Annotated in this window: 8 protein-coding genes and 1 pseudogene; 5 read left to right on the forward strand and 4 right to left on the reverse strand. The window is 60.2% G+C overall.

Translation table 11 applies throughout. The features are described from left to right. Positions 1 to 225 (forward strand): annotated as a pseudogene (locus FQK12_RS27435) (hypothetical protein); the annotation flags it as partial. Here FQK12_RS27435 and FQK12_RS05470 read toward each other — a convergent pair. Genes FQK12_RS05470 through ybtP form a run of 4 tightly spaced genes read right to left on the reverse strand, consistent with a single transcriptional unit; the run spans position 204 to position 6,316 of the window. Continuing rightward, positions 204 to 1,514 (reverse strand): salicylate synthase, encoded by a 1,311-nt coding sequence (locus tag FQK12_RS05470; RefSeq protein WP_014229378.1) that lies wholly within the window; start codon positions 1,512 to 1,514, stop codon positions 204 to 206. The pseudogene FQK12_RS27435 and the gene FQK12_RS05470 overlap by 22 nt on opposite strands. 27 nt (positions 1,515 to 1,541) lie before the next feature. Continuing rightward, positions 1,542 to 2,822, reverse strand: coding sequence for a yersiniabactin-associated zinc MFS transporter YbtX (gene ybtX, locus FQK12_RS05475; RefSeq protein ID WP_014229379.1), 1,281 nt, complete (start codon positions 2,820 to 2,822; stop codon positions 1,542 to 1,544). After that, positions 2,815 to 4,617: a yersiniabactin ABC transporter ATP-binding/permease protein YbtQ gene (gene ybtQ / locus FQK12_RS05480; RefSeq protein WP_014229380.1), complete on the reverse strand. Its 1,803-nt coding sequence runs from the start codon at positions 4,615 to 4,617 to the stop codon at positions 2,815 to 2,817. Before ybtQ ends, ybtX begins: the two co-directional genes overlap by 8 nt. Next, positions 4,604 to 6,316 (reverse strand): yersiniabactin ABC transporter ATP-binding/permease protein YbtP, encoded by a 1,713-nt coding sequence (gene ybtP / locus FQK12_RS05485; RefSeq protein WP_014229381.1) that lies wholly within the window; start codon positions 6,314 to 6,316, stop codon positions 4,604 to 4,606. The genes ybtQ and ybtP overlap by 14 nt, the downstream gene beginning before the upstream one ends. 256 nt (positions 6,317 to 6,572) lie before the next feature. Between ybtP and ybtA the strand changes: the two genes are divergently transcribed. From ybtA to FQK12_RS05505, 4 genes are all read left to right on the forward strand, one after another. Then, positions 6,573 to 7,532, forward strand: coding sequence for a yersiniabactin transcriptional regulator YbtA (gene ybtA / locus FQK12_RS05490; RefSeq protein ID WP_014229382.1), 960 nt, complete (start codon positions 6,573 to 6,575; stop codon positions 7,530 to 7,532). A gap of 183 nt (positions 7,533 to 7,715) precedes the next feature. Next, a complete protein-coding gene (locus tag FQK12_RS05495; protein ID WP_014229383.1) occupies positions 7,716 to 13,814 on the forward strand; it encodes a non-ribosomal peptide synthetase in 6,099 nt (2,032 codons plus the stop codon). An 86-nt stretch (positions 13,815 to 13,900) separates the two neighbouring features. Further along, the gene (gene irp1 / locus FQK12_RS05500; protein WP_038423166.1) at positions 13,901 to 23,377 is read left to right on the forward strand and encodes a yersiniabactin polyketide synthase HMWP1; all 9,477 of its coding nucleotides are present in this window, start codon (positions 13,901 to 13,903) and stop codon (positions 23,375 to 23,377) included. Further along, positions 23,374 to 24,415, forward strand: a 1,042-nt coding sequence (locus FQK12_RS05505; protein ID WP_146295677.1) for a Gfo/Idh/MocA family oxidoreductase, incomplete at its 3' end; no start/stop codon positions are given. The genes irp1 and FQK12_RS05505, both read left to right, overlap by 4 nt.

Below are 24,415 nucleotides of genomic sequence, written 5' to 3' on the forward strand. Positions count from 1 at the left end.
GACCCCAGTTGGGGCAAACTTACTGGAACGCGCGTTCATAGCCCGATCACGATAGTGAAAGATGTTGTGCCTAATGACGAAGTTTCTGACCTCCGTGCAGCCCATGGATGCTGGCGCTGGCCGACGCACAATAAGCGCCTGAACCCGGCAAAAGAGAGTGCCAGCCTGCTGGCACTTTTAACCTTAAACTGGGTCGATAACCGTCACGCGGGCACCTTTAAATAGGGCGCAATGCTCGCTAATTTCTCCCGGGTTTCCGTCAGTTCGCGCTCCGGCGTAGATTGCTCGATGATACCCGCCCCCGCCTGTATCCAGCAGCGCTGGCTATCCTGAAACACGGAACGCAGTACTAACGCCGCATCGAAGCGCGTATCTTCCAGCAGCAGGATTGCGCCTGAATAGAGCTCCCGCGGCGTTTTTTCAATTTGCATGATCGCGTTGAGGGCCGCTTTTTTAGGGATACCTGACGCGGTAATTGACGGAAACAGCACGGTAAACGCATCCCAGGCATCCTTATCTTCCGCGAGCTGGCCGCTGACGCCAGACCCCAGATGCTGGACGCTGCCGCGCTGGCGAACCGACATCAAATCCTCGACCACCACGCTGCCGGGCTGGCAAACCGCCTCCAGTTCGGCAATGGCTTCTTTGACCGAGAGGATATGTTCAAGCACCTCTTTACCGTCGTGCAGCAGCTCCCTCTCATTTGCCTGATTATGCGCCATATCGCCCATGCGATCGCGGGTGCCCGCCAGCGGTTCAGTGACCACTTTCTTTCCCGTCACCGACATCACCAGTTCCGGACTAAAACCCAGCGCCTCGCGTCCTTGCTGGCGAAACATAAACGTACGGGTGGGCGTGTTGGCCTGTCGTCCATATAGCAGCGTAGCGGGCATATCAATACGCGCTGGCAGAGGAATCGCGCGTGAGACGATGACTTTAACGTAATCGCCGCGGCGGATCGCCGAAACGGCGCGCGCAACCTGCTGTTTATACGCTTCACCGTCCAGGGCGGTATCCACAACCATTGGCCCGCATGGTGTCGCCGTATCGACCTCTTTTACCCACTCGCACAGACGGCGGCATCCGTCGGCGGAGTCCGCGTAAACGGTAACATTTCCTTTCTCAAAAATAAGTTCTTCACGGGGAGCGGTTAACGTTAGCAGCGGCCACTCGCCGGCATCAAAGGCCATTCCCCGCGCATGAGCCGCAAAGTTGAACCCAACCTGGCCATATACCCGGCATCCTCTTACCCGCGGATGCGTCATAAAACGACGCGCGCAGTCGGTAATCGAATCTACCGCCCACTTTTGTTCTCCGGCATCATCAATGAATGTCGCCTGGGTGCAGTCGGCATTAATCTGCAGTTGCGCCTGGCATCCTCTACCTATGTACCAGCAAGGTTGGCGCTCATAGACATAGCACTCTTCATCTCCGAACTGACGTAAGACGCCAGAAATCATCGGCAGCCATTGCTCCTCTGGTAACGCCAGGTGTAAAAATTCACTGATTTTCATCCCTTACCTCTCTGTGTTATTCCCGGATCAATCAATTGAGCTTGTCATCAGTTCTTCTGCCGAACGCAGTCGGATAGAAACAATCCACGCCGCCAGCAACGTGAATACGCCGGCAAACAGGAAGCAGGCCGCATAGCCAAAGCGCTGCGCGACAACGCCGCCGACTACGCCGGCCAGAATGGCGATGGCGGCGTCAGTACATTGAAAGAGCGTAAAATCGACACCGGCCTGCAAAGGCGAAGAAAGCGCCATCAGCGTGGCGTAAAGACAGACCAACGCGCAGGCCAGCGAAACAGATTGAACAACGATCAACCCCTGGAGAATCGGCAGCAGTAGAGGACCCGGCGCTATCAGCAGCGTCATCACTACCGCCAGCAGCGCGATGCCCTGCACGCCATAAGCCGCAAACAGCGCTCTGCCGGGTGAGAGGTATTTCATCAGCAATCCACCCGCCAGCGTTCCGGCTATGCCCGCCGCAATATTCCCGCCGCTGAACAGCGCGCCGAGCGCTGACATGCTCAGACCATGATCCAACAGCAGCGGCGCCAGAAGAGGCAGCACAAACCGCATGCCGGAATTCAGCATCAATACCAGCATTAAGCCCAGCCGAGCCTGTCGCCTTCTAAGCGCATAACCCAGTGCCGGAACATGCGGAACAGATGCTGCGCGCGTTGGTTCGGCAATGCGCCACAGGGGTACGGATAAGACCAGGATCAGCGCCGCCATCATCAGCATGGCCGCAGGCCAGCCGACGGTCGCCGACAGCATCAGAAACACCCCACCGCCGCACATCATTCCCAGATAGCTGCCGCCGACCTGCACGCTGTTTCCCCAACCGTACCCTGCGCGGGTCAGCTGATCGACGCAAAAACCGTCGCTGGCGATATCAATAGTGGAGGCGACCGTACCTGCCACCATAAACAGCGCAAATAGCGCGACGACTAGCGTTTCGGGCAATCCGCCTTCTCGCCCTGTCCCGCCAATCGCGGCGGCAATCGCCAGGATCGCCGCGAGCGCAGCCTGCCCGCGCAGGATCAGCATGCGGGAACGGCGCTGCGGGCTGCCAGGAGGTAGCCGCCAGCGCTCGACCCACGGTGCCCAAATAAACTTCAGCGCCCAGGGCAGCATGAACAGGGTTGTCGCCCCGGCAAGCGCAAGCGATCCGCCAGCAGCGCGCACCAGCGCGGGCAAGGACTGCATCGAGAGCGCCGATACCAGACTCTGTGTCACATAGATGCCGGCAATGGCGAAAATCACCCGCCCGGTGGTTAACGTCAGCGGTTTCACATTCGACGGAACGTCACTCATGCGCCACCTCCTCTGACGTGGAACCCCCTTCGGCGCGCCAGACGCGGGCGGCCATTTGCGCGTGCCACAGCGCCTGGTAACGCCCATGAAGAGAGAGCAGCTGCGCATGGGTGCCCTGTTCAACCACTTTGCCCTCCTCCATCACCAGGATGTTTCCGGCCCCGACGATGGTAGACAGGCGATGGGCGATAATAATCACCGTCCGGTTGTGAACCAGGTTATCGATAGCTTTCTGTACCGCCAGCTCGCTATCGATATCCAGCGCGGCGGTCGGCTCATCAAGAATGACGATTGGCGCATCTTTCAATAAGGCCCTGGCAATGGAAATCCGCTGGCGCTCGCCGCCCGATAGCTGTCCGCCCATCTCGCCCATTGGCGTCAGCCAGCCTTGAGGAAGGCGGGTAATGAATTCAAGACACTGCGCCGCGCGGGCGGCCTCTTCCACTTCCTGCTGGGTCGCCTGCGGGCGCGCAATCAGGATATTCGCCAGCAATGTGTCATCAAACAGCCAGACATCCTGGAAAACGACGGAAATCAGGCTGTTGAGCTGCTCCGCCGTCAGGCGACGAATATCGACGCCGCCGATAGAAATCCGCCCTTGCTGCGGATCGGCATAGCGCATTAACAGTTTGCTGACCGTGGTTTTACCTGCGCCGGAAGCGCCCACCAGCGCGCTCATACTGGCCGCCGGAAAGGTCAAAGAGAGGTCATTGAGCGCGGGATCGCCGCTGTCGTCATAGCGGTAATGAATATTGTCAAAGCGGATATCGTAACATTCCGGCATCTCCCCGCGTTCGGCAACGGGAAGCGGCGCGATCGCCATAAATTGCTCAATACGCTGTAAGGCGCTGGCAATCAGTTCCACCACCGAGGTGTAGCTGATAAACATGGCCATCGGTTCAGCAAAACGCATAATCATCGCGGCGGCGGCAATCAGAAAGGCGAGGTTCAATGTGCCCGTGACCACCCAGATAATTCCGCATAACACCACCACCTGTAGTCCCAGCTCCACAACGCCGGCGATCAGCATCGTCGCGCCCGCGCTCTGGCGGTGAGTGCGGGTCTGTAAGTTTTCCAGAGCATTAAAATGATCCCGCAGCGCCCGGCTTTTATCGGCATCGCTACCGCAGGCACGCAATACCATCATCCCCTGCGCAAATTCAACAATATCCCCGCTCAGCCGCTGGTGCGCTTCGCCCAGGGTCTGCATTTGTCGACGCATCGCCGGGCGGCGCCAGTAATAAAACGGCGCCAGCAAGGGGAAGATCAGCAGCATCACCAGCCCCAGCCGCCAGTCGATCCACAATGTCGCCAGCGACGCCGTCAGCGGCGTGACGATGGTCAGCAGTAAAATATTGGCTATCGCAATCACATAATTTAGGTTTTCATCCACGGAGCCCAGCAACAAGGCGTTCGTTTCGCCCGCTCTGCCGCGCTGGAGCCTCTCCAGCGGCACGCGGCGTAATTGTTCGCCCAGGCGCAGGCGCAGCTCATGGGTGGCCTGCGCCAGATGCCCGCGGTATTCAAAGCCCAGCCCATACCAGCGGAGCGCCAGCGTCACCAACGCCGCAATGCTGAAGGCCAAAGCCCAGTGAAGAAGCCGCGATGCTTCATTCCGTAGCAGCGCATCAACGATCGGATAGAGACAGGCGAAGGCGATCCCCTGCATCAATGCCGCCAGCAGCAGAGCAACCAGACTGCGCCGCAGCGTTCCCGCCTGACTGCCCACGCTGGAGATAAGCTGGCGCCAGATCGCGCGCCAGGCCAGATTATCCGCCGGGTTAGTGTCTTTCATTTTGCACCGCCTCTTCCTGCGTTCTACCCGGCGCCCACTGCTGCGCCTGCTGATAGCGTTGCCATAGCCGTTGATACAGGCCACCCTGCGCCAACAGCTGCCCGTGGCTCCCGCTTTCCCGGAGCTGACCGTCGGAAAACAGCAATATCACATCGGCCTGAGTCACCATGGAGAGACGATGCGCGACCATGATGACCGTCCGGCCGCGCATGGCCGCCGCGAGGGCTTTGATAAGCGCCGCTTCACCTTCCGGATCGGCAAACGCCGTCGCTTCATCAAGCACCAGAATGGGACGATCCTGCAAAAGCGCCCGGGCGATGGTGATGCGCTGCCGCTGCCCGCCGGAGAGAAATACCCCTCGTTCCCCGACCCGCGTGCTGTAACCCTCCGGCAACGCGCTTATAAACTCATGCGCCTGCGCCACTCTGGCCGCCGCTATCACCGATTCCAGCGGCGTATCCGGCGCGCCCAGACGGATGTTATTGGCGATCGTGTCGGCAAAAAGAAAATTGTCCTGAAACACAAACGAGATTTGCTTCATCAGGGTCTCTATCCGCATATCGCGCAGATCCACGCCGCCAATACGAATATGGCCTTTGTCGGGATCGGCGTAACGCAGCAGCAGCCGCGCCACGGTGCTTTTCCCGGCGCCGCTTGGCCCTACCAGCGCCACAATTTGCCCGACAGGCACATGAAAGCTCACCTCCTGCAACGCGGCGCCACTCCGCGCTTGCGGATAATGAAAGCTTACCTGCTCAAAGGTGATACTCGCCTCTTCCGGCTGTCGATCGGCTCGCGGCCGCGAGAGTTCCGGCATCGCGAGAACCTGATAGATACGCTGAACGCTTAAACGCGTTTGCGCGACCAGGTTATTAAGCATCATCATCGGCATTACCGCTTCGGCCATTCCGCTGGCTATCAGTAAAACGGCTACCCAGGCGATAAAATCGAGACTGCCAGCGTGCAGCAGGCCGTATCCGCACCAGATAAGAACGAATATGGTCGGCAGCGGGTTCAGAATTGAGAATGAAAAGCGCGCTGAAAATCCGGCCTGTCGATACCAGCTTTTGAGCACATCGACCCACTCTTCGAGGGCATGTTGATAGCGCAAAAAGCTGGTACTGCCGCTATCAAAGGTCCTCACCACCGGCATGGCCTGTACGAACTCAATCACCGCGGCGCTGACCCGTTCACGCGCCTGATGATAACGCTGAGCCATGTTTTCCGAGCGCTGACGGGCGAGTACCAGCACCACCGAACCAAACGCCAGTACCCCCAGCGTCGCGATGGCCAGTCGCCAGTCCAGCCAGAATACGAGAACAACTGTCGCCAGCGGCATGATTATGGCGCGGGCATAGAGCGGCGTGCTGTCAGCAACAAAAATATGTAACGACTTCACATCATCCAGCATTACTTTCGCCACCGATCCGCTGCCCATTTGCTGTAACGCGCCCGGCGCAAGCTGTAGGGTCTTGCGGGCTAATCTGCTGCGCAGAATATTCTCCAGATGGAAAGCCGCATAATGAGAGGTATTGAACGCCTGCAGGCGCAGGATAAAGGTCGCTATCACGCAGCCGACTACGCCGCTCAGCGGCCAGACGGGGATGATGTAAGGCGCCCCGCGCAGATCGCGCAGGCACCATGCCAGAAAAAGCAGCGCCCCCAGGCTGGTGAAGGCCGCCAGCCCCGCCAGCGCCATAGCCAGGAGCACCTTCCGGCGAACCGGGGTAATCACCTGCCAAAGAGGAAATCGGGACAGCGATTCAGTATTGGATGAGTGAGATGACATGGGAGTGGCTGATTTTCCTGATGAATTTTTATGGATGCCAAAAACACTATTTCAAGGTGGCGTTCCGGGAATTAATGTGAATAATAACCATTATCAATTACTCATCTACCCCATTCGGTTCTATTTATACCCGCATTGGTCTAAGCCACAGGGAGATAACCCGGTCATGACGGAGTCACCACAAACGCAATCTGCAATCTCTGTTCACCAGCTAGTGGTTGGAAAACCCGCGAACGACGGCACTATTCCTGCCCAGTGTGAGCTGCTGCGCTGCTCGTTGCAGGAAGGTATGGATATTTTGCTCTGGCGGGGCCACTTTGCTCAGCCCGAGACGTTGCAGCTGCACGACGACCTGGGCAGGATTAACTTCTCTTGCATTCTGGAAGGCACATCGCGCTTTGCGATCCAGGGACTCAGCCGCCACACCGACTGGGAACTCGCGCGCGATCGTCATTACATTACCCATACGCCAGACTGCCGCGGCAGCGCCTCCTACTGCGGCCGGTTCGAGAGCATTACGCTCTCTTTCAGCCCTGAAGCCCTCGCGCTGTGGGTGCCGGATATTAGCTCGGTCATTAAAAATAAGATCGACTCCCACTGCTGTTGCCAGCAGCAGCGTTGTAATGCCGAAACTCACCTAACGGCTCAGGCCCTGCGGCACGCGCTGATGCGGATGCACGGCGGCTTCAGTCATGAACAAAAACCGTCGACGTTATGGCTACAGGGACAAAGTCTGGTGATGCTCAGCCTGGTGCTGGATGAACATCGCGAGGACGCCAGCTGTTCCTCCTGCCACTTCAATCCGATGGAACGCCAGAAACTGCTGCGGGCAAAGGATCTGCTGCTGGCCGATTTGACGCAGGCGCCGGGGGTCACCGAACTCGCCAGAGAGTCCGGTTTAAGCGTGCTTAAAATTAAGCGGGGATTTCGCGTTCTGTTCAACAACAGCGTCTATGGTCTTTTTCAGGCTGAACGCATGCAGGAGGCAAGAAGACGGCTGGCCAATGGCAATACTTCCGTTATGACGGTGGCGGCGGATCTAGGCTATGCCAACGCCAGCCATTTCTCCGCCGCATTTCAGAAGCAGTTTGGCGTCACCCCGTCGACCTTCAAACGTCTGATCTAACCAGGGCTTACCCCAGAAACTCCTCCGTTAACAAGGCCCGGATTCGCCATCCGGGCCTTGTTTTTTGCCGACCGTAAACCGAAACGGGCACAAATAAACCCGATTCGGGTAGCGCTCAATTGTTAATAATAATTATTCTCATATAAGCAATGCTTTTGGTATGACGTGCCATCAGGAGGAAGAATGATTTCTGGCGCCCCCTCTCAGGATCCGCTGTTATCGGACAACGGCGAAGCGGCCGATTATCAACAATTACGCGAACTGTTAATACAGGAACTGAATGTAGCGCCGCAGCAGTTACAGGAAGAGAGCAATCTGATCCAGGCGGGCCTGGACTCCATAAGATTAATGAGATGGTTACACTGGTTTCGTAAAAAGGGCTACCGCCTCACCCTTCGCGAGCTGTATGCCGCCCCCACGTTGGCAGCATGGCGCCAGCTGATGCGCAGCCGTTCGGGTGAAAAACCGGATGATGCAAGCTCCCCGGCGGAGGCGGCGTGGCCAGTCATGAGCGAGGGTACCCCCTTCCCGCTGACGCCGGTACAGCATGCCTATCTGACGGGCCGAATGCCCGGACAGACGCTGGGCGGCGTCGGTTGCCATCTGTATCAGGAGTTTGCCGGCCATTATCTGACGGCGCCAAAGCTGGAGCAGGCTATCACGATCTTACTGCAACGCCACCCGATGCTGCATATCGCCTTTCGCGCCGACGGGCAGCAGGTCTGGCTACCGCAGCCATACTGGAACGGCGTCACCGTTCATGATTTACGCCAGACCGACGAGGCAAGCCGCCAGGCCTATCTGGAAACATTGCGCCAGCGCCTGAGCCACCGTCTTTTACGCGTGGAAATGGGCGAAACCTTTGATTTCCAGTTGACGCTCTTGCCGGACAATTGCCACCGCCTCCATGTCAATATCGACCTGCTGATTATGGATGCTTCCAGCTTTACGCTGTTTTTCGATGAACTTAACGCCCTGCTGGCCGGAGAGTCGCTGCCGCCCGGCGACCCCCGCTATGATTTCCGCGCTTATCTGCTGCACCAGCAGAAGATCAATCAGCCGCTGCTCGACAAAGCGCGCGCGTACTGGCTGGCGAAAGCATCAATGCTGCCACCCGCGCCGGTTTTACCGCTAGCCTGCGAACCCGCCACGCTGCGTGAAGTCCGTAATACCCGACGCCGCATGATTGTCCCGACAACACGCTGGAACGCCTTTAGCCAACGGGCCGGTGAGAATGGCGTGACGCCGACAATGGCGCTGGCGACCTGTTTTGCTGCCGTTCTGGGGCGCTGGGGCGGCCTGACGCGGCTGCTGCTCAATATCACGTTATTTGACCGCCAGCCGCTGCACCCGGCGGTTGACGAAATGCTTGCCGACTTCACCAATATTCTTCTGCTGGATACCGCCTGCGATGGCGATACCGTCAGCAACCTGGCGCGTAAAAACCAGCTCACGTTTACTGAGGACTGGGAGCATCGCCACTGGTCCGGCGTCGAGCTCCTTCGTGAACTCAAACGCCAGCAAAGCCATCCCCACGGCGCCCCGGTGGTATTTACCAGCAATCTGGGGCGCTCCCTGTACAGCAGCCGCCCCGAGTCGCCGCTGGGCGAACCGGAATGGGGCATCTCGCAGACGCCGCAGGTCTGGATAGATCATCTGGCGTTCGAGCATCGGGGCGAGGTCTGGCTACAATGGGATAGCAATGACGCGTTGTTCCCTCCGGCGCTGGTCGAGACGTTGTTCAACGCCTACTGCCAGCTGATTAACCAACTCTGCGATGATGAAAGCGCCTGGAAGAAGCCGTTCGCGGACAGGATGCCCCAAAGCCAGCGGGAGATACGTCAACGGGTTAACGCAACCGACGCACCCGTTCCTCAGGGCTTGCTGCATGAAGGCATTTTCCGCATCGCCCTCCGGCAACCGCAGGCGCTGGCGGTAACGGACGCGCATTATCAGTGGAATTATCGTGAGCTGACCGAGAACGCACGCCGCTGCGCTGGCAGGTTAATCGCGTGCGGGGTTCAGCCCGGCGACAATGTCGCTATTACAATGTCGAAAGGCGCGGGGCAGCTGGTTGCGGTCCTCGCCGTTCTGCTGTCCGGGGCGGTGTACGTTCCGGTTTCGCTCGACCAGCCCGCCGCGCGGCGCGGGAAAATCTACGCTGACGCCAACGTCCGGCTGGTGCTCACCTGCCAGCACGACGCCAGCGCCTGGTCAGACGATATTCCCCACCTGACCTGGCAGCAGGCCATTGAGGCGGAGCCGCTAGCCGACCAGGCGGCGCACGCGCCGACGCAGCCGGCCTACATTATCTATACCTCCGGGTCGACCGGCACGCCGAAAGGCGTGGTCATTTCTCACCGTGCAGCGCTGAATACCTGCTGCGATATCAATAGCCGTTACCAGGTGGGTCCCGGAGACAGAGTGCTGGCCCTCTCCGCCCTGCATTTTGATTTATCGGTTTACGACATTTTTGGCGTTCTGAGCGCCGGCGGCTCGCTGGTTATCGTTATGGAAAATCAACGGCGCGATCCCCGCGCATGGTGCGAATTGATCCAGCGTCATCAGGTTACGCTCTGGAACAGCGTCCCGGCGCTGTTCGATATGCTGTTGACCTGGTGTGAAGGTTTCGCCGACGCCGCGCCGGAGAAACTGCGGGCGGTCATGCTTTCCGGCGACTGGATCGGCCTCGATCTCCCAGCCCGCTATCACGCCTTCCGCCCCCAGGGACAGTTTATCGCCATGGGCGGCGCCACCGAGGCGTCTATCTGGTCTAACGCCTGTGAAATTAACCGGGTCCCCGACCACTGGCGCGCCATCCCTTATGGCTTTCCGCTGGCCAACCAACGTTACCGGGTGGTGGATGAACTGGGCCGGGACTGCCCGGACTGGGTACCGGGCGAATTGTGGATTGGCGGTATCGGGGTCGCGGAAGGCTACTTTAACGATCCTGTACGCAGCGAGCAGCAGTTTGTAACGCAATCGAACGCGCGCTGGTATCGCACCGGCGATCTCGGGTGCTACTGGCCAGACGGTACGTTAGAGTTCCTCGGTCGTCGCGATAAGCAGGTCAAAGTCGGGGGATATCGCATCGAGCTGGGTGAAATCGAAAGCGCGCTCAGCCAGCTGGCGGGAGTGAAACAGTCAACCGTTGTGGCGATCGGCGAAAAAGAAAAGACCCTGGCGGCCTGGGTTGTGCCTCAGGGTTCGGCTTTCTGTGTTACCCATCATCGGGACCCGGCGCTGCCCCAGGCGTGGCGCGGGCTTGCCGGAACGCTGCCCTGCTGCGTCTGCCCCCCGGAAATCTCCGCCGGCCAGGTCGCTGATTTTCTTCAGCATCGCCTGTTAAAACTGAAACCGGGTCAAACTCCTGGCGCCGATCCTCTTCCCCTGATGAATGCTCTCGCTATCCAGCCTCGCTGGCGGGCCGTGGTGGAACGCTGGTTAGCCTTTCTCGTGACCCAACAGCGGCTGCAGCCCGCCGCTGAGGGTTATCAGGTTTGTGCGGGGGAAGCGCCGGAGAATGACCCTCCTTCTTTCAGCGGGCATGACCTCACCTTAACGCAGATCCTTCGCGGCGCTCGCCACGAACTGTCATTACTGAACGATGCGCGGTGGTCGCCGGAAAGTCTGGCTTTCGACCATCCGGCCAGCGCCCTGTATATCGAGGAACTGGCGACAATCTGTCAACAGCTTTCCCGGCGTTTACAGCGCCCGGTACGCCTGCTAGAGGTGGGTGTCCGCACCGCCCGCGCCGCAGAGTGCCTGCTAACCCGGCTCAGCGCTGACGAGATTGAGTATGTCGGGCTTGAGCACAGCCAGGAGCTGCTGCTGAGCGCCCGACAGCGGCTTGCACCGTGGTCTGACGCCCGTCTGGCCCTCTGGAGTGCAGACACGCTGACGGCGCATGCTCATTCGGCGGACATTATCTGGCTGAATAACGCCCTGCATCGTCTGCTGCCGGAAGAGCCCGGGCTCCTCGCGGCATTACAGCAGCTGGCCGTTCCAGGCGCGCTGCTCTACGTGTTGGAGTTTCGTCAGTTAACGCCCTCCGCCCTGCTCAGCACGCTTCTGTTAACCGATGGTCAGCCCGAAGCCTTACTTCACAATAGCGCTGACTGGGGGGCGATATTTACCGCCGCCGCTTTCAACTGCCAGCACGGCGATGAAGTCGAGGGATTGCAGCGCTTCCTCGTACAATGCCCCGTTAGCCAGGTACGCCGCGATCCTCGTCAGCTGCAGTCCGCTCTCGCCGAACGTCTGCCGGGGTGGATGGTACCGAAACGGATCTTCTTACTTGACGCCTTACCGCTGACGGCGAACGGCAAAATTGACTATCAGACGCTAAAGCGCTGTCATACCCCGGAAGCTGAAAACCGGACTGAAGCGGATTTACCCCTGGGCGATATTGAGAAGCAGGTTGCCGTCATCTGGCAGCCGCTCTTGTCGATGGGCGCCGTCAGCAGAGAAACCGACTTCTTCCAGCATGGCGGTGATAGCCTGCTAGCCACCAGGCTGATCGGACAGCTCCACCAGGCGGGTTATGAAGCACGATTAAGCGACCTGTTTAATCACCCCCGGCTGGCTGATTTTGCCGCCACGCTGCGTAAAACCGACCTCCCTGTTGAACAACCCTTTGTCCACTCCCCTGAAGAACGCTACCGGCCTTTCGCGCTGACTGATGTGCAGCAGGCTTACCTGGTCGGGCGTCAGCCGGGCTTTGCCCTTGGCGGCGTAGGCTCACACTTCTTTGTTGAATTTGAAATTGCCGATCTGGATATTCACCGGCTGGAGAAGGTCTGGAACCGGTTAATCGCCCGCCACGATATGCTGCGCGCCGTGGTGCGGGATGGACAACAGCGGGTTCTCGAACAGACTCCCCCGTGGGTGATACCCGCGCACATCCTGCACAGCCCCGAAGAGGCGCTGCAGGTACGCGACAGACTGGCGCATCAGGTTCTCAACCCTGAAGTATGGCCGGTATTCGATCTCCAGGTCGGGTTCGTCGACGGGATGCCCGCCCGCCTGTGGCTGTGTCTGGATAACCTGTTGCTTGACGGGTTGAGCATGCAGATCCTGTTGTCAGAGCTGGAACACGGCTATCGCTATCCGCAGCAGCTGCCGCCGCCGCTTCCCGTTACCTTCAGGGATTATCTGCAGCAACCCGCGCTGCGGACGCCCAATCCCGACTCTCTGGCATGGTGGCAAACGCAGCTTGATGATATTCCTCCGGCGCCTGCGTTACCGCTACGCTGCTTGCCTCAGGACGTTGAGACGCCGCGCTTCGCACGGCTCTATGGGGCAATGGACAGCGCGCGCTGGCGTCGCCTGAAACAGCGGGCGGCTGACGCTCATCTCACCCCGTCGGCCGTACTGTTATCCGTGTGGTCAACGGTTCTTGCTGCATGGAGCGCACAGCCCGATTTCACGCTTAACCTTACGCTTTTCGACAGACGACCGCTGCACCCGCAAATCAACCAGATCCTGGGCGACTTTACTTCGCTGATGCTGCTGAGCTGGCATCCCGGCGAGAGCTGGCTGCAAAGCGCGCGGTTATTACAGCAGCGACTAAGCGAGAGCCTCAACCACCGCGATGTGTCGGCAATCCGCGTGATGCGGCAACTGGCGCGGCGGCAAAACGTACCGGCTGTCCCAATGCCCGTCGTCTTTACCAGCGCGCTGGGCTTTGAGCAGGATAACTTCCTTGCCCGGCGCAATCTGCTCAAACCGGTGTGGGGTATATCCCAGACGCCGCAGGTCTGGCTCGATCACCAGGTTTATGAATCCGAAGGGGAACTGCGCTTTAACTGGGATTTTGTCGCCGCCCTGTTTCCTGACGGGCAGGTGGAGCGCCAGTTTGCACAGTATTGCGCGTTGCTTAACCGAATGGCGGAGGATGACAGCAGCTGGCAGCTGCCGCTCGCCGACCTGGTTCCCCCGCTTAAGGTCACGGAGCGACGCGCCCGCCGGCTGCGCCCTGAGCGCGCTCAGCCGCGGATCGCGGCGGACAAGAGCAGCGTCAGCCTGATTTGCGACACCTTTCGCGAGGTGGTTGGCGAGCCTGTCGCACCCGCAGAGAACTTTTTTGAGGCGGGCGCCACGTCGCTGAATCTGGTGCAGCTGCACGTCTTGTTACAACGTCACGAATTCGCCACCCTGACGCTGCTTGACCTGTTCACTCACCCTTCTCCTGTCGCGCTGGCCAATTATCTCGCCGGCGTAGCCCTGAAGGAGAAAACCAAACGCGTGCGGCCGGTTCGCCGTCGTCAGCGGCGCATTTGACGCGAAATAAACTGACTTTTCCCGGACGCCATCGCCAACGCATGGCGCGCCACTGACTTTGTCAATTTTAGGAAACGGGACCGATTATGGATAACTTGCGCTTCTCTTCTGCGCCAACAGCAGATTCCATTGATGCATCGATCGCTCAACGCTACCCGGACTGCGAACCTGTCGCAGTCATCGGCTACGCCTGCCATTTTCCTGAAGCGCCGGATGGCGAAACCTTCTGGCGAAATCTGCTGGAAGGCCGCGAATGCAGCCGACGCTTTACGCGCGAAGCGCTTCTGGCCGCCGGGCTGGATACCGCCATTATTGACGATCCTTGTTACGTCAATATTGGAACGGTTTTAGACAACGCTGACTGCTTCGATGCCACCCTGTTTGGCTATTCGCGGCAGGAAGCGGAGTCGATAGATCCCCAGCAGCGCCTGTTTTTACAGGCGGTCTGGCATGCGCTGGAGCATGCAGGTTACGCCCCGGGCGCCGTCCCCCATAAGACCGGCGTTTTCGCCTCTTCGCGGATGAGCACCTATCCCGGCCGCGAAGCCCTGAACGTGACAGAGGTCGCACAGGTCAAGGGCCTGCAGTCTCTGATGGGCAATGACAAGGACTATATAGCCACCCGCGCGGCCTACAAACTCAATCTGCACGGCCCGGCGTTATCGGTACAGACCGCCTGCTCCAGTTCGCTGGTTGCGGTCCATCTGGCCTGCGAAAGCCTGCACGCAGGCGAATCCGATATGGCGGTAGCCGGCGGAGTGGCGCTTTCCTTCCCCCAGCAGGCGGGTTACCGCTACCAGCCCGGGATGATTTTCTCTCCCGATGGGCACTGTCGCCCTTTTGACGCCTCGGCAGAGGGCACCTGGGCCGGCAACGGTCTCGGCTGCGTGGTGCTGCGTCGCCTGAAGGACGCGCTGCTGTCAGGCGATCCAATTATCGCGGTGATCCTCTCCAGCGCGGTCAACAACGACGGAAACAGAAAAGTGGGTTATACCGCGCCGTCGGTGGCAGGACAGCAAGCGGTCATCGAAGAGGCGTTAATGCTGGCGGCCATCGACGACAGGCAGATCGGCTACATTGAAACCCACGGTACCGGCACGCCGCTGGGAGACGCGATTGAAATAGAAGCCCTGCGCAACGTCTACGCTCCCCGCCCGCCGCAACAGCGCTGCGCGCTGGGTTCCGTGAAGAGCAACGTTGGTCACCTGGATACCGCGGCGGGCATTGCCGGACTGCTGAAAACCGTTCTGGCGGTCAGTCGCGGAAAAATTCCGCCAATGCTGAATTTTCACACGCCAAACCCGGCGCTTAAGCTCGAGGAAAGCCCCTTTACCGTGCCGGTGACGGCGCAGGAGTGGCAGGACGAAGTGCGCTACGCGGGCGTCTCCTCCTTCGGTATTGGCGGCACCAACTGCCATATGATCGTCGCTTCGCTGCCCGACGAACTCAACATAAGCTACCCCGCCGCGGATGACGGCAGCAAGAGTTCCGCGCTGTTGCTCAGCGCCGCCAGCGACGCCGCGTTGCGGCAGCTGGCAGCGGACTATGCCGCGGCGCTGAGGGAAAACGCGGATGCCAACAATCTGGCCTTCACGGCGTTACGCGCGCGCCGTCTCGATCTTCCCTTCCGCCTGGCGGCGCCATTAAATCATGACACCGCCGCCGCGCTCAGCGCCTGGGCTGGCGCGAAATCGACTTCGCAGGTCTATAGCGGCCACGGCGCCAGCGGCAAACAGGTGTGGCTGTTTACCGGGCAGGGTTCGCACTGGCGCACTATGGGTCAGTCTTTGTACCAGCACTCAACGGCGTTTGCCGATACGCTGGAGCGCTGTTTTGCCGCCTGTCGCGACATGCTCACGCCTTCGCTACGGGAAGCGATGTTTAATCCCGATTCAGCGCAGCTTGACAATATGGCCTGGGCCCAGCCGGCGATTGTCGCGTTCGAAATCGCGATGGCGGCCCACTGGCGCGCTGAAGGACTGAAGGCCGACTTCGCCATGGGTCACTCCGTCGGCGAATTTGCCGCTGCCGTTGTCTGCGGACACTATACCATTGAGCAGGTCATGCCGCTGGTGTGTCGGCGCGGCGCGCTGATGCAGCTGTGCGCAAGCGGCGCGATGGTGGCGGTATTTGCGCAAGAAGAGGCGCTGATGCCGTTGGCCCGTCAGTTCGAGCTGGATCTCGCCGCCAACAATGGCACCCGGCATACGGTCTTTTCCGGGCCGGAAGCCCGTATCGCGGAGTTTTGCGCCGCGCTTTCGCAACACGAGATCGACTATCGTCGCCTGAGCGTAACCGGCGCGGCGCACTCCGCTTTACTTGAACCAATACTCGATCGCTTCCAGGAGGCCTGCGCGGGTCTGCTCGCCGAGCCGGGGCAAATACCGCTGATTTCCACGCTTACCGCCGAACTCATTGACGAGGCGACGCTCAACCAGGCGGATTACTGGCGCCGCCATATGCGCCAGCCGGTACGTTTTATTCAGAGTATTCAGGCGGCGCGCAAGCTCGGTGCCCGCGTTTTTGTTGAAATGGGGCCCGACGCCCAGCTGATTGCCTCCGGACAGCGCGAATACCGCGATGACGCTTACTGGATAGCCAGCGCCCGGCGTAAACAGGAGGCGAGCGCTGTCCTGAATCAGGCGCTTCTCCAGCTATACGCGGCCGGCGTCACCTTACCGTGGGCCGATCTTCTGGCAGGCGATGGGCAACGTATCTCCGCGCCATGCTATCCGTTTGCGACCGAGCGTTACTGGAAAGAACGCGCCACCTCCGCCTGCGAGCCTGCCGATGCTGTGCTTGCCGCTGGATTAGCGGTGGCCAACAGCGCCGCGACAGCGCTCGAACTCCCCCGTCTGGAGGCGCTTAAACAGTGCGCCACGCGACTGCACGCCATCTATGTCGATCGGCTGGTACAACGCTGTACGGGCGATGCGATAGATAACGGCGTGGACGCCATCACCATTATGCGCCATGGACGACTGATGCCCCGCTACCAGCAGCTGCTTCAGCGCCTGCTAAATAACTGCGTGGTCGACGGCGACTACCGCTGCGCTGAGGGGCGCTACTACCGCGCCCGCCCCATTGAACATCAGCAGCGGGAAATTCTGCTGACGGAACTCGCCGATTATTGTGAAGGTTATCAGGCTATCCCCGATACCATCGCCCGTGCCGGCGATCGGTTATACGACATGATGAGCGGCGCGGAAGAGCCGGTGGCGATTATCTTCCCGCAAGGCGCTTCCGACGGCGTAGAGGTGCTATATCAGGAATTCAGCTTTGGCCGCTATTTCAACCAGATTGCCGCCGGGGTAGTACAGGGTATCGTCCAGGCGCGTCAGCCCCATCAGCCGCTGCGCATTCTTGAAGTCGGCGGCGGAACCGGCGGCACCACCGCATGGCTGCTGCCTGAACTCAAAGACGTACCGGCGCTGGAGTACCACTTCACCGATATCTCCGCACTGTTCACCCGCCGTGCGCAGCAGAAATTCGCCGACTATGACTTTGTGCATTACGACGAGCTGGATCTCGAACAAGAGGCGCAGTCTCAGGGCTTTGCGGCGCAGTCTTACGATCTTATCGTCGCGGCTAATGTGATCCATGCCACGCGCCATATCGGTCGAACCCTCGATAATTTGCGTCCCTTGCTCAAGCCGGGCGGGCGCCTGCTGATGCGCGAAATCACCCAGCCAATGCGTCTGTTTGATTTCGTTTTCGGCCCGCTGGTCCTCCCGCTACAGGATATCGATGCCCGCGAAGGCGAGCTCTTCCTCACCCCCCATCAGTGGCAGCAGCAGTGCCGCCGCGCCGGATTCTGCAAAATAGCGTGGCTACCGCAGGACGACAGCCCGACCGCCGGTATGAGCGAACATATCATTCTCGCCACCCTGCCCGGCCAGGAGATGTCCACGTCATCAGAATCCGCGCTGGAACAGACGTTGCCGGATAACCCTGATTATCTCGCCGACTGGTCCGATTGCGCAGGTCAGCCGGAACGGTTTACCGCCCGCTGGCAGGAGGCCTGGCGGCGTCTCTCCGCGCGGCACGGCGACGATTCCCCCGTGAAACCGCCCCTCGTTACCGCCCCGCAATGGCTGGGGGAGGTGCGCTTAAGCTGGCGAAACGCAGCCTTTTCCCGCGGCGAGATGCGCGTGGAAGCCCGTCATCCAGACGGCAAGTGGCTGCCGCTGGCGCCCGACGCACCGCTTCCTGCGCCGCAGACGCATTATCATTGGCGCTGGAGGCCCCTCAGCATCGACAGTAATAGCCGCCCGCTGGTATTCCGCCTCAGCGCCGGTACCCTTGCGCTCGAAGAGGCGCTGGCGCAATACGGCATTCTTCACGATCCGCAGGCCCCTTCTGGCCTGATGATTGTCGACGAGAGCGCGGAGACGCTGGCGTTAGCGACGCAGGTGAAAGAGGCCCTCACCGCCAGCCCAGGCGGCTTGATTGTCGTCACCCGCCGCGCGTGGCGAATCGAGGAAAACGAGGCGCTATCAGCGGCCCATCACGCGCTGTGGGCTATGCTTCGCGTCGCGGCCAACGAACAGCCGGAACGGTTAATCGCCGCTATCGATATGGCTGAAAACGCCTCGTGGGAAACGCTGCGTCAAGGATTAAGCGCTGTTTCATTGTCACAACGCTGGCTTGCAGCCCGGGATAACGGCTTCTGGCTCCCTTCGCTGGCGCCCAATGCGGGATGCGCCGCCGAATTACCGGCGAAGGTGTTTGCCGGCGATAACCGCTGGCATCTGGTGACCGGGGCGTTTGGCGGACTGGGCCGCCTTGCCGTGAACTGGCTCAGAGAAAAAGGGGCGCGCCGCATCGCGCTACTGGCGCCGCGCGTGGATGCGTCATGGCCAGGCGACACAGCGGACGTGGAGATTCGCGTCTGCCGTTGTGATGTGGGTGATGCCGGAGAGCTGGCTCGTGTTCTTGATGAACTGGTGACCAGCGGCGGCATTGCCGGAGCGATTCATACCGCTGGCGTATTGGCTGATGGGCCCTTGCAGGAACTCGATGACCACCAGCTGGCCGCCGTTTTCGCGGTCAAAGCGCAGGCGGCAAGCCAGCTATTACAAACGCTGGGCAACCACGACGCCCGTTATCTGATTCTCTATTCGTCCGCTGCCGCCGCCCTCGGCGCGCCAGGCCAGAGCGCCCATGCGCTGGCCTCCGGTTATCTTGACGGACTCGCCCGGCAGTTCTCCTCCCTTGATACGCCGAAAGTGCTCTCCATCGCCTGGGGCGCATGGGGAGAAAGCGGCCGGGCGGCTACGACTGAGATGCTGACGACCCTTGCCGATCGTGGCATGGGCGCGTTAAGCGATGCCGAGGGGCGCTGGCACCTTGAACAAGCGGTGATGCGCGGCGCCGCCTGGCGACTGGCCATGCGCGTTTTCACCGACAAAATGCCCCCGCTGCAGCAGGCCCTGTTTAACGCCGCAGCAACAGAACACGCCGCGATTCCGGCCGCGACTCCCGCTGATAACCATGCTTTTCACGGTAGCATCAGCGATAAAGCGGCGGTGATGACATGGCTGAAAAATCGCATTGCGGTGCAGCTAAGACTGGACGATTCTGCTTCGCTGAACGCAGATCAGGATCTGTTACAGCTGGGAATGGACTCGCTGCTCTTTCTTGAACTCAGCAGCGATATTCAACATGACCTGGGTGTACGCATCAACGCGGAACGGGCGTGGCAGGATCTCTCGCCGCACGGGCTCACACAGCTTATCTGTTCTCAGGCAGAGACGGCGACTGCCGTATCGCCGCCGGAAGCGTTGCAGCACGATGCCGCTGAGCGTTACGCGCCCTTCCCGTTGACGCCGATTCAGCATGCCTACTGGTTGGGCAGAACCCATCTTATTGGCTATGGCGGCGTTGCCTGTCACGTGCTGTTTGAGTGGGATAAACGCCACGATGAGTTCGATCTCGCCGTACTGGAGAAAGCATGGAACCAGCTCATTGCCCGCCACGATATGCTGCGGATGGTGGTGGATGCAGATGGACAACAGCGCGTTCTGGCGACAACCCCGACGTATCGTATCCCGCGCGACGATCTGCGCGCGCTTCCCCCGCAAGAGCAGCGCCAGGCGCTGGAAAAACGGCGCCATGAACTGAGCTATCGCGTTTTACCTGCCGACCGGTGGCCGCTCTTTGAGCTGGTGGTCAGCGAAATCGACGATTGCCGCTACCGCCTGCACATGAACCTCGATCTTCTGCAGTTCGATGTGCAGAGCTTTAAAGTCATGATGGATGATTTGGCCCTGGTCTGGCGCGGAGAAACCCTGCCGCCGCTCGATATCACCTTCCGCGATTACGTGATGGCTGAACAGGCGCGCCGGCAAACAACAGCATGGCACGATGCCTGGGATTACTGGCAGGAAAAACTGCCGCAACTGCCTTCAGCGCCGGAACTGCCGGTGGTGGAGACACCGCCGGAAACCCCGCACTTCACCACGTTCACTTCGACGCTTGACAGGCAAGAGTGGCAGGCGGCGAAACAACGCTGGCAGCAGCAGGGCCTCACCCCCTCCGCCGCGCTGCTCACGCTGTTTGCCGCCACCCTTGAGCGCTGGAGCCGTACCACGGCATTTACGCTGAACCTGACGTTCTTCAATCGCCAGCCGATCCACCCGCAAATCAATCAGTTGATCGGGGATTTTACCTCCGTCACGCTGGTTGATTTTAACTTCTCAACGCCGCTAACGCTGCAGGAGCAGATGCAACGAACCCAGCAGCGCCTCTGGCAAAACATGGCGCACAGCGAAGTGAACGGCGTTGAGGCGATCCGCGAGCTGGGGCGCCAGCGCGGATCCCAGCGTCAACCGCTGATGCCGGTGGTGTTTACCAGCATGCTGGGGATGACGCTGGAAGGAATGGCTATCGACCGGGCAATGAGTCATCTGTTCGGCGAACCCTGCTATGTCTTTACGCAAACGCCGCAGGTCTGGCTGGATCATCAGGTGATGGAGAGCGATGGCGCGTTGACGTTTAGCTGGTACTGCATGGACAACGTGCTGGAACCGGGCGCGGCTGAAGCGATGTTTAATGACTACTGCGCCATCCTGCAGGCCGCCATTGCCACCCCTGAAGGCCTGAAGACCATGGACAGCGGGATTGCCGAACACATTCCCCGCCGCCGCTGGCCGCTGAACGCGCAGACAGACTACGATCTGCGCGATATTGAGCAAGCGGCGCAGGAATACCCCGGCATCCAACAGGCCAGAGCGGAATTAAGCGAAAATGGCGCGTTAACCCTGGATATCGTTATGACCGAGGATCCACCGCCCTCAGCGCCGTTACATGATGAGCACGATCTCGCCTCACTGGCGCTGCCGTTGCCTGAACAGACGCAACTTGACGAGCTGGAAGCGACCTGGCGCTGGCTGGAGGCGCGTGCGCTGCAGGGGATTGCCGCCACGCTACATCGCCACCGTCTGTTCACCACCCCGGAGGTTGCCCACCCATTTGGCGAAATAGTACAGGCGCTGAGCGCGCAAGCATCACACCGGCGCCTGCTACGCCAGTGGCTGCAGTGTCTGGCGGAAAGAGAATGGTTAGTGCGCGAGGGGGATAGCTGGCGCTGCCGCATTCCGCTCAGCGAAATTCCCGAGCCTCACGAAGCTTGCCCGCAAACCCACTGGAGCCAGGCGCTGGCGCAGTATCTTGACGCCTGCATCGCCCGGCACGACGACCTCTTCTCCGGGCAGTGTTCGCCGCTGGAACTGCTGTTCAACGAGTCGTTGCGCGTAACCGACGCGCTGTATCGCGAAAACCCCGCCAGCGCTTGTCTGAATCGCTATACCGCGCAGATTGCCGCCCTTTGCGGCGCAGAACGGATCCTCGAGGTCGGCGCCGGAACCGCAGCCACCGCGGAACCGGTGCTGAAGGCCACGCGAAACACGCGGCTGTCATACCACTTCACGGATGTCTCCGCGCAGTTCCTCAACGACGCCCGAACCCGTTTCCACGATGAATCGCGGGTGTCTTACGCCTTATTCGATATCAACCAGCCGCTGGATTTTACCGCCCACCCCGAGGCGGGTTACGACCTGATTATTGCCGTCAACGTGCTTCACGACGCCAGCCATGTCGTACAGTCGTTGCGCCGATTAAAGCGGTTGCTGAAAGCCGGCGGACGTCTGCTGATCGTGGAAGCGACGGAACGAAACAGCGTATTCCAGCTGGCGAGCGTCGGCTTTATCGAAGGGTTAAGCGGATACCGCGATTTCCGCCGCCGGGATGAAAAACCTATGCTCACCCGTTCGGCATGGCAGGAAGTGCTTGTGCAGGCCGGTTTTGCCAACGAACTGGCCTGGCCGCCGCAGGAATCGTCGCCGCTGCGCCAGCATCTGCTGGTCGCACGTTCGCCTGGGGTGAATCGCCCGGATAAAGCAGCCGTGAGCCGCTATCTGCAGCAGCGTTTTGGCGCGACCCTGCCCGCGTTGCAGATCCGGCAGCGAGAAACGTTATTTACTCCGCTATCGGCCCCGCCTGACGCACAGATTGCGCCAGCCGAATCGACACCGAGCTCCGGGGGAGATCCGGCGCTGGAAAAACAGGTCGCTGAACTCTGGCAAACGCTGCTGTCTCGCCCCGTGGCCAGACATCACGACTTTTTCGCGCTGGGCGGCGATAGCCTGATGGCGACAAGGATGGTCGCGCAGTTGAACCGCAGAGGGATTGCCAGCGCCAGCCTTCAGGATCTGTTCACCCATTCAACGCTCAGCGACTTCTGCGCCCATCTGCAGGCCTGTTCGTCGGCAGAGGAGAATCCTGTGCCCATTTGCCAGGGCGGTGGCGACGAAACGTTGTTTGTTTTCCATGCTTCAGACGGCGATATCAGCGCCTGGCTGCCGCTCGCCAGCGCGCTGAATATGCCCGTTTTTGGCCTGCAGGCAAAATCGCCGCAGCGTTTTGCCACGCTTGATCGGATGATCGATGAGTATGTCGCGAGTATCCGCCGCCAGCAGCCGCACGGCCCTTATGTTCTGGCGGGTTGGTCGTATGGCGCTTTTCTTGCGGCGGGCACCGCGCAGCGCCTGGATGCCAAAGGCGAGCAGGTACGGCTGGCGTTAATCGATCCCGTGTGTCGACAGGATTTTCGTTGCGCAAACCGGACGGCCCTGCTGCGGCTGTTAGCCGAAGGCGATACGCCGCTGGCGCTGCCGGAACATTTCGATCGGCTGACGCCCGACCGCCAGCTTGCCGATTTTATCGACCTTGCCAGAACGGCCGGAATGATGGCGCAAAACCTGACGCTACAGGCGGCGGAAGCGTGGATCGACAACATCGCGCATCTGCTGCGCTTACTGACCGAGCATACGCCGGACGAAACCGTTCCGCTCCCCTGTCTCATCGTGCATGCCGCGATGAGACCCGCGCGCTGGACGCCAGCGGAAACCGAATGGCAAACCTGGATAGACCGCGCCGACAGCTATGCGATTAAAGCCAGCCATTGGCAAATCATGCTGGATCCCCCCCACGTTCAGACCTGTGCGCAGCATATCAAGCGCTGGCTCGGCGCAACCTCAACGCAACCGGAGAACACGTTATGATGCCGTCCGCCGCCCCTAAGCAACGCGTACTGATTGTGGGCGCTAAATTTGGCGAAATGTACCTCAACGCCTTTATGCAGCCCCAGGAGGGGCTGGAACTGGTTGGTCTTCTGTCCCAGGGAAGCGCGCGATCGAGAGAGCTGGCCTGTGCGTTTGGAATCCCGCTGTATACCTCGCCGGAACAGATCGCCGAGATGCCGGATATCGCCTGTATCGTCGTGCGCTCAACCGTCGCCGGCGGGAGCGGAACCCAGCTTGCCCGGCACTTTTTGACCCGCGGCGTGCATGTGATTCAGGAACATCCCCTCCACCCGGATGACGTCCGTTCTTTACAAGCGCTGGCACAGGAACGAGGCCGCTGCTATTGGGTCAACACGTTTTATCCGCACGCACGTGCGGGTCGCGCCTGGCTCGGGGATGCGCAGCGGTTACGTCGCAGCCTGGATCAGGCGCCGTCGGTTGCTCACGCTACCACCAGCCGACAGTTGCTCTACTCCACGCTGGATTTGTTGTTGCTGGCGCTAGAGGTTGATGCCGCCAGCGTGGCGTGCGAAGTGGTCGGTAGCTTTAGCGACTTTCACTGTCTGAGACTTTTCTGGCCGGCGGGAGAAGCCTGTCTGCTACTTCAGCGCTATCTCGATCCTGACGATCCTGATATGCACAGCCTGATAATGCACCGTTTGCTGCTGGGCTGGCCGGAAGGTCATCTTTCGCTGGAGGCAAGCTACGGCCCCGTGGTCTGGTCATCCAGCCTGTTTGTCGCAGAACATCAGGCGAATGTTCGTAGTCTCTACCGCAGGCCGGAGATCCTGCGCGACCCGCCGGGTCAGACGCGCAGCGCGGCTCCCCTGAGCTGGCGTGATTGCTGTGAAACCGCCGGACCGGAGGGGGTCGGCAGGTTGCTACAGCAGCTGCGCTGCCATCTGGCGGGCGGAAATCTGCCCGCGGCCTGCCACTCAGCTCATCAGCTGGCGGTGTCGTACCTATGGCAGCAGATTTTACGCGCGACCGGCAATGCCGAGATCCGACACCTGAAGC

The organism is Klebsiella sp. ME-303 (assembly GCF_007910085.1).
GTDB classification, from domain to species: domain Bacteria; phylum Pseudomonadota; class Gammaproteobacteria; order Enterobacterales; family Enterobacteriaceae; genus Klebsiella; species Klebsiella michiganensis.

Bases quoted from the DNA above. Each gene is read 5' to 3' on its own strand.
- FQK12_RS05470 (WP_014229378.1), bottom strand. From the start codon at position 1,514: ATGAAAATCAGTGAATTTTTACACCTGGCGTTACCAGAGGAGCAATGG.
- ybtX (WP_014229379.1), bottom strand. From the start codon at position 2,822: ATGAGTGACGTTCCGTCGAATGTGAAACCGCTGACGTTAACCACCGGG.
- ybtQ (WP_014229380.1), bottom strand. From the start codon at position 4,617: ATGAAAGACACTAACCCGGCGGATAATCTGGCCTGGCGCGCGATCTGG.
- ybtP (WP_014229381.1), bottom strand. From the start codon at position 6,316: ATGGCGCTGGCGGGGCTGGCGGCCTTCACCAGCCTGGGGGCGCTGCTT.
- ybtA (WP_014229382.1), top strand. From the start codon at position 6,573: ATGACGGAGTCACCACAAACGCAATCTGCAATCTCTGTTCACCAGCTA.
- FQK12_RS05495 (WP_014229383.1), top strand. From the start codon at position 7,716: ATGATTTCTGGCGCCCCCTCTCAGGATCCGCTGTTATCGGACAACGGC.
- irp1 (WP_038423166.1), top strand. From the start codon at position 13,901: ATGGATAACTTGCGCTTCTCTTCTGCGCCAACAGCAGATTCCATTGAT.